Below are 6,012 nucleotides of genomic sequence, written 5' to 3'. Positions count from 1 at the left end.
CGGAGGTTGGCGGAGTTGCGGGGCTGCATAGGCGTCATGTTCATAGAAAAACGCCCCAGGCCATCGAGACCCAGGGCGGTGAAGATATCAAAGACCCGTTTTCCGGTAAATCGCAATGCGGCTCCGCTTAAGTGAACAGCATTGCGCTCGATGAGCGGGGCTTTTTTATAGGCTTCAATCTGTCTGTTTGCATCATCCGGACGACAGGCCAGGTGTCTAAGCCAGCCAGTAACGGGGATCGTCATCCCCGCCCCTTCCGATGCCGCTCAGCGAAGGCTTAACCGCCGACGGCAATACGCTTCATGTCCTTCATGTAACCACGCAGGGTCTGGCCGATCTTCTCGATCGGGTGGTTGCGGGTCGCTTCGTTGGCAGCCAGCAGGGCCAGGTTGTCCACCGCCTTGCTCTCGGCACGGGCACTGCCCAGGTCCCCTGCTTGCAGGGTCGGCATGAAGTGCTCACGCAGCAGCGGCACGGCGGCGTTGGCGAACAGGTAGTTGCCGTACTCCGCGGTGTCGGAGATGACCACGTTCATCTCGTACAGACGCTTGCGGGCGACGGTGTTGGCGATCAGCGGCAGCTCGTGCAGAGACTCGTAGTAGGCAGACTCTTCATAGATACCGGAGGCCACCATGGTTTCGAACGCCAGCTCCACACCCGCCTTGACCATGGCCACCATGACCACGCCATTGTCGAAGTACTCCTGCTCGGCGATCTTGCCGGCATAGGCAGGGGCATTCTCGAAGGCGGACTTGCCGGTCTCTTCGCGCCAACCGAACAGCTTGGCATCGTCTTCGGCCCAGTCAGCCATCATGCCGCGGGAGAACTCGCCGGCGATGATGTCATCCATGTGCTTCTCGAACAGCGGACGCATCAGGGTGCGCAGTTGCTCGGAGAGCTCGAAGGCACGCAGCTTGGCCGGGTTGGAGAGGCGGTCCATCATCAAGCTGATGCCGCCCTGCTTCAGGGCCTCGGTGATGGTCTCCCAGCCGAACTGGATCAGCTTGCCGGCATAGGCCGGGTCGGTGCCCTCGGCAACCAGCTTGTCGTAGCAGAGCAGGGAACCGGCCTGCAGCATGCCGCACAGAATGGTCTGCTCGCCCATCAGGTCGGATTTCACTTCCGCGACGAAGGAGGATTCCAGCACGCCGGCACGGTCACCACCGGTAGCAGAGGCCCACGCCTTGGCGATGGCCATGCCCTCGCCCTGGGGATCGTTCTCCGGGTGGACGGCGATCAGGGTCGGTACGCCGAAGCCACGCTTGTACTCTTCACGCACTTCGGTACCCGGGCACTTGGGCGCCACCATCACGACGGTAATGTCGGAACGGATCTGCTGACCCTCTTCCACCACGTTGAAGCCGTGGGAGTAGCCCAGCGCGGCGCCCTGCTTCATCAGCGGCATTACGGTTTTGACGACGTCGGAGTGCTGCTTGTCCGGAGTCAGGTTCAGCACCAGATCGGCGGTCGGGATCAGCTCTTCATAGGTGCCGACCACGAAGCCGTTGTCGGTGGCCTTCTGCCAGGAGGCGCGCTTCTCGGTGATGGCGGCCTTGCGCAGGGCGTAGGAGATGTCCAACCCGGAGTCGCGCATGTTCAGACCCTGGTTCAGGCCCTGGGCGCCACAGCCCACAATCACCACCTTCTTGCCCTTCAGCACGTTGCAGCCGTCCGCGAACTCTTCGCGCTGCATGAAACGACACTTGCCCAACTGGGCCAACTGCTGACGCAGGTTCAAGGTGTTGAAATAGTTAGCCATGGTGATTGCTCCGTTCGATTGATTCCATGCCGGATGGCGGCGTTGTCAAAACCACTATAGCGCGGGACACTTATTGCCTGAACTGATATATTCGAAACAGTACGTTGCAGGAATTGAAATGTGATTTCCCGCAATCTCCCGCCGCCGAGCCATCGTGCTACAGGGCGCCTGACAACGCCGCAGGAATAAAAAGATGGACCTTCGCAATCTCGAACTGTTTCTCCACCTCGCCGACTCCCTCCACTTCGGCAAAAGCGCCGATGCCATGGCGGTCAGCCCCTCCACCCTGAGCCGCGCCATCCAGCGACTGGAACAGGAGACCGGCTGCGTGCTGTTCGAGCGGGACAACCGCTCGGTGCGGCTCACCCCTGCTGGTGACAAGCTGCGGGAGTTTGGCGGTGCCTTGCTGCAGGAGTGGCGCCAACTCAAACAGGAGCTCAAGCGCAGCGACGAGCCGCTGCAAGGGCGGCTGCGGGTGTTCTGTTCGGTTACCGCCAGCTACTTTCTGCTGCCCGAGGTACTGGAGCGCTTTCGCCGCCGCTACCCCCAGCTGGAGATCAAGCTGGAGACCGGCGACCCGGCACTGGCAGTGGACAAGATCCTGGCTGACGAAGCCGATCTCGCCATCGCAGCGAGGCCGGATGCGCTCTCGTCCAAGCTGGAATTCGCCAGCCTGCAACAAGTCCCTCTGGTGTTCATCGCCCCCCGCAATGCCCCCCAGCAGGGTCAGTGGTTCCCCCAGGGCGAACCTGACTGGGAGCGCCTGCCGCTGATCCTCTCCGAACAGGGGCTGGCCCGAAAGCGTTGTGATCAATGGTTTCGCAACAAGGGGATAGCTCCCAACATCTATGCAGAAGTGGCGGGCAACGAGGGCATCGTCGCCATGGTGGCCCTCGGCTTCGGTGTGGGTGTCGTGCCTGCCGCCGTCATCGATCACAGCCCCATGGGGGACAAGGTGCGTGTGGTCGAGCCCAAACCGGCGCTCAAGGCGTTCGACGTCGGCATCGCCGTGCTCAAGAAGCGGCTTGAAGAGCCGCTGATCCGCGCCTTCTGGGACACCGCACGCGGCCAGGGAGGCCTTCGCTGATCCGGCAGGCGTCGGAGCCACAGTGAGTGTCAAATGTATCAGTATGAAAGTGGGGGAGAAGAGGGGACACTGGCCGGCACCATCCAGCCACCATCAAGGAATAGAGCGTGAGCCAGCATCTTGTCGAAATCCGCAGTGCCATCCTGTTCGCAGAATATCTGCAAAGCCTCGGGGTCCAGCGCCATGAACTCGATCGGGAGCAGGAGATCTATCTCCAGGACAGGCACCTCGCCACGGTGCAATGCATTCAGGGGGAGCTGCGCTTTTATCTGCGCGCCAGCGCACTGGCCAGATCGTGATCCGCAATCGGTCACAGAACCCGCACGCAAAGCGTATTAGACTGGCACCATCCGCCCCCCTCGCCCCGGGGGGCCACCACGAGGAGTGCCCATGAAACAAAGCGGCCTGGATCGGCTCTTCAAACCTCACTCGATCGCCGTCATCGGCGCCTCCAGTGATCCGCAGAAAGCAGGCCATGTGGTCATCCGGCACCTGCTGGCGGGTCAGTTCCAGGGCCCTATACTACCCGTAGCCCCCCGCAGCCAGGCCATCGCTGGCGTGCTCGCCTATCCGGACATAGAGAGCCTTCCCCTCTCCCCCGATCTCGCCATCGTCTGTACCCGGCGCGAACGGGTACTGCCGCTCATCGAGGAGCTCGGCAAGAAAGGAACCGGAGCCGCCATCATACTGGCCGCCCAGTTCTCCACTGACGAGCGCCTGCGGCTCAAGCATCTGTGCCAGCAATACGGCATCCGGCTGCTCGGCCCCAACAGCATGGGCATGCTGCTCCCCGGGCAGGGTATCAACGCCAGCTTTTCCCCCATTGCAGCGACTCCGGGACAGGTGGCGTTTCTCTCCCAGTCGGCAGCGGTCAGCACCACCATCCTGGATTGGGCCAAGCAGCGCGAAATCGGCTTCTCGGCTTTCATCTCCCTGGGCGATCATTGCGACATCGACTTTGGCCAACTGCTGGATCAGCTCTCCCGGGACGGGACGACCCGCGCCATCCTGATCTACATGGACAAGCTGCACGATGCCAGGCACTTTCTCTCCGCCGCCCGTGCCGCCTCGCGTAACAAACCCATCCTGATCCTCAAGAGCGGTCGGCACGACCCGGCCAACGGTCTCGACAATGTCTATGATGCCGCCATCCGCCGGGCTGGCATGCTGCGCGTCCGGGATACCCACGAACTGTTTGCCACTGTCGAGACCCTGAGCCACTCCCTGACCCTCAAGGGGGAGCGGCTCGCCATCCTCTCCAACGGGCGCGGTCTCGCCAACATGGCCGCAGACGTACTGCTGTCTCGGGGAGGCAAGCTGGCGATGCCACCCCTCGACATCGGCAGCGATGCAGATATCGAGGCCTACAAGAGTGCACTCGAGACGCTGCTCCAAGGGGACAGTGCCGATGCCATCCTGCTGATCCATGCACCGTCCCTCACCGCCCGAGGTGTCACCCTCGCCAGCAACCTGATCGACTTCATCAAGCAGCATCCCAGGGCCAGACGATTCAACATACTGACCAACTGGGCAGGCGAATACTCCGCCCAAGAGGGGAGACGCCTGTTCAACGAGGCGGGTATCCCGACCTATCGCACCCCGGAAAGCGCCGTCACGGCCTTCATGCACATGGTGGAATATCGCCGCAACCAGAAACAGTTGATGGAAACACCGGCCTCCCTGCAGGGCGACAGGCTCGATGTCGAGCGCTGCCAGCAGCTCCTTGGGCAAGCGCTGGACCGCCAGCAGCGGGTGCTGGACACCCACCTGGCCCATCCCATCTTGCAGGCAGCCGGGCTATCCACCCTCGCGACCTGGATCGTTTCCGATGCCATCGAGGCCGCACTGACTGCAGAACAGATTGGCTACCCCGTAGCGGTGAAGCTGCGATCTCCCGACATCGCCCACAAATCCGATGTACACGGTGTCATGCTGAACCTACGCACCTCGGCGGAAGTCGCCCAGGCGGCGGATGCCATTCTGGACAGGGTACGTCAGCACGATCCTGGCGCCCGCATAGAAGGGCTTCTGGTACAACGCATGGCACGCCGCAGCGGGGGTCTGGAGCTACGGATCCGCTTGCAGCAGGATCCTGTCTTCGGCCCCGTCATCCTGCTCGGGGAATCCGGCGCCGAGCCCCGCGACATGGTCGCGGCTCTTCCTCCCCTCAACCAGGCACTGGCTCGCTACCAGATCATTGGTGCCCTCAAGGATGGCAAGATCCGTGAGCAGGCCAGTCCGGTACGGCTCGATATCGACGCCCTCGGCCAGGTGCTGTGCCAGCTCTCCGAGCTGCTGCTGGCCTTCCCCGAGATACAAGAACTGGATCTGCACCCGCTGCAGGCCTGTGGCGAAGAGATGGTGATCCTGGATGCCCGGCTCGTCTTGGCAGAGCGAGGACAACAAGTGCTGCCACTGGCCATTCGCCCCTATCCCACCGAGCTGGAAGAGGGTGCCTGGCTGAAAGATCAGAGTCATGTGCTGCTGCGCCCCATCCGCCCCGAAGACGAGCCGGCCCACAAGCAGTTCGTGCGGCAGGTGTCTGATGAAGACAGGTACAAACGCTTTTTCGCCGACGTGGGGGAGCTGGGACATGAGGAGCTGGCCCGCATGACCCAGATCGATTATGACCGGGAAATGGCCTTCGTCGCCGTGGGTCAGGACGGCCCTTTCAGCCAGCAGATCCTGGGAGTGGTGCGAGCCATTGCCAGCCCGGATCAATCGGATGCGGAGTTTGCCATCCTGGTCCGCTCGGACTTGAAAGGGCTCGGACTCGGCAAGTTGATGATGGAAAAGATCGTGCGCTATGCCAGAGAGCGTGGCATAGGCCAGCTCTCTGGCATGACCATGCCCAGCAATCGCGGCATGATCAATCTGGCCAAACGGCTCGGTTTCAAGATCGATATTCAGCTGGAAGATGGGATAGTCAACATGGAGCTGCCCTGCGCTGATCAGGTTGTATAACGATACAATCGTGGTGGTAAATCAACCAGATATGGATGGATAACGTGAATTTCAGGCAATAAAAAAGGTTCATCGCGGCTTTCCGGGGAAGGCCGCCTTGATTTTCAGAAAAAAGTATTCTGAGTCCCTAAATCCATATGCCATACGCTTTATCACTTTGATCTTGTTGTTCACCCCTTCCAGCACACTCGTGTGCATCGGG

6 protein-coding genes are annotated in these 6,012 nt (G+C 61.4%); 3 read left to right on the top strand and 3 right to left on the bottom strand.

Features of this window, described 5'->3' with window-relative positions; translation table 11 throughout:
• Both J9892_RS09215 and ilvC read right to left on the bottom strand, forming a co-directional pair.
• Positions 1 to 245, bottom strand: a 245-nt coding sequence (locus J9892_RS09215; protein ID WP_210538216.1) for a hypothetical protein, incomplete at its 3' end; no start/stop codon positions are given.
• Between the two features lie 32 nt (positions 246 to 277).
• Entirely contained in the window at positions 278 to 1,759 is a 1,482-nt protein-coding gene (gene ilvC, locus J9892_RS09210; RefSeq protein ID WP_039041087.1) for a ketol-acid reductoisomerase, read from the bottom strand.
• A gap of 193 nt (positions 1,760 to 1,952) precedes the next feature.
• On the opposite strand from ilvC, the gene ilvY reads away from it, so the two are divergent.
• The 3 genes from ilvY to J9892_RS09195 all read left to right on the top strand — a co-directional run bounded on the left by ilvY (position 1,953) and on the right by J9892_RS09195 (position 5,810).
• A complete protein-coding gene (gene ilvY / locus J9892_RS09205) occupies positions 1,953 to 2,846 on the top strand; it encodes an HTH-type transcriptional activator IlvY (protein WP_010676123.1) in 894 nt (297 codons plus the stop codon).
• A 107-nt stretch (positions 2,847 to 2,953) separates the two neighbouring features.
• Positions 2,954 to 3,145 (top strand): hypothetical protein, encoded by a 192-nt coding sequence (locus J9892_RS09200; RefSeq protein ID WP_010676124.1) that lies wholly within the window; start codon positions 2,954 to 2,956, stop codon positions 3,143 to 3,145.
• 91 nt (positions 3,146 to 3,236) lie between these two features.
• Positions 3,237 to 5,810 (top strand): bifunctional acetate--CoA ligase family protein/GNAT family N-acetyltransferase, encoded by a 2,574-nt coding sequence (locus J9892_RS09195; RefSeq protein WP_069652425.1) that lies wholly within the window; start codon positions 3,237 to 3,239, stop codon positions 5,808 to 5,810.
• 69 nt (positions 5,811 to 5,879) lie between these two features.
• Here J9892_RS09195 and J9892_RS09190 read toward each other — a convergent pair.
• The coding region (locus J9892_RS09190) for a transposase (protein WP_162231338.1) at positions 5,880 to 6,012 on the bottom strand (133 nt) is incomplete at its 5' end.

The organism is Aeromonas sp. Prich7-2 (genome assembly GCF_017939255.1).
Lineage (GTDB): Bacteria > Pseudomonadota > Gammaproteobacteria > Enterobacterales > Aeromonadaceae > Aeromonas > Aeromonas caviae.
Note: the sequence above shows the minus strand (reverse complement) of the source record. Positions and strands in the feature narration are given on the sequence as shown.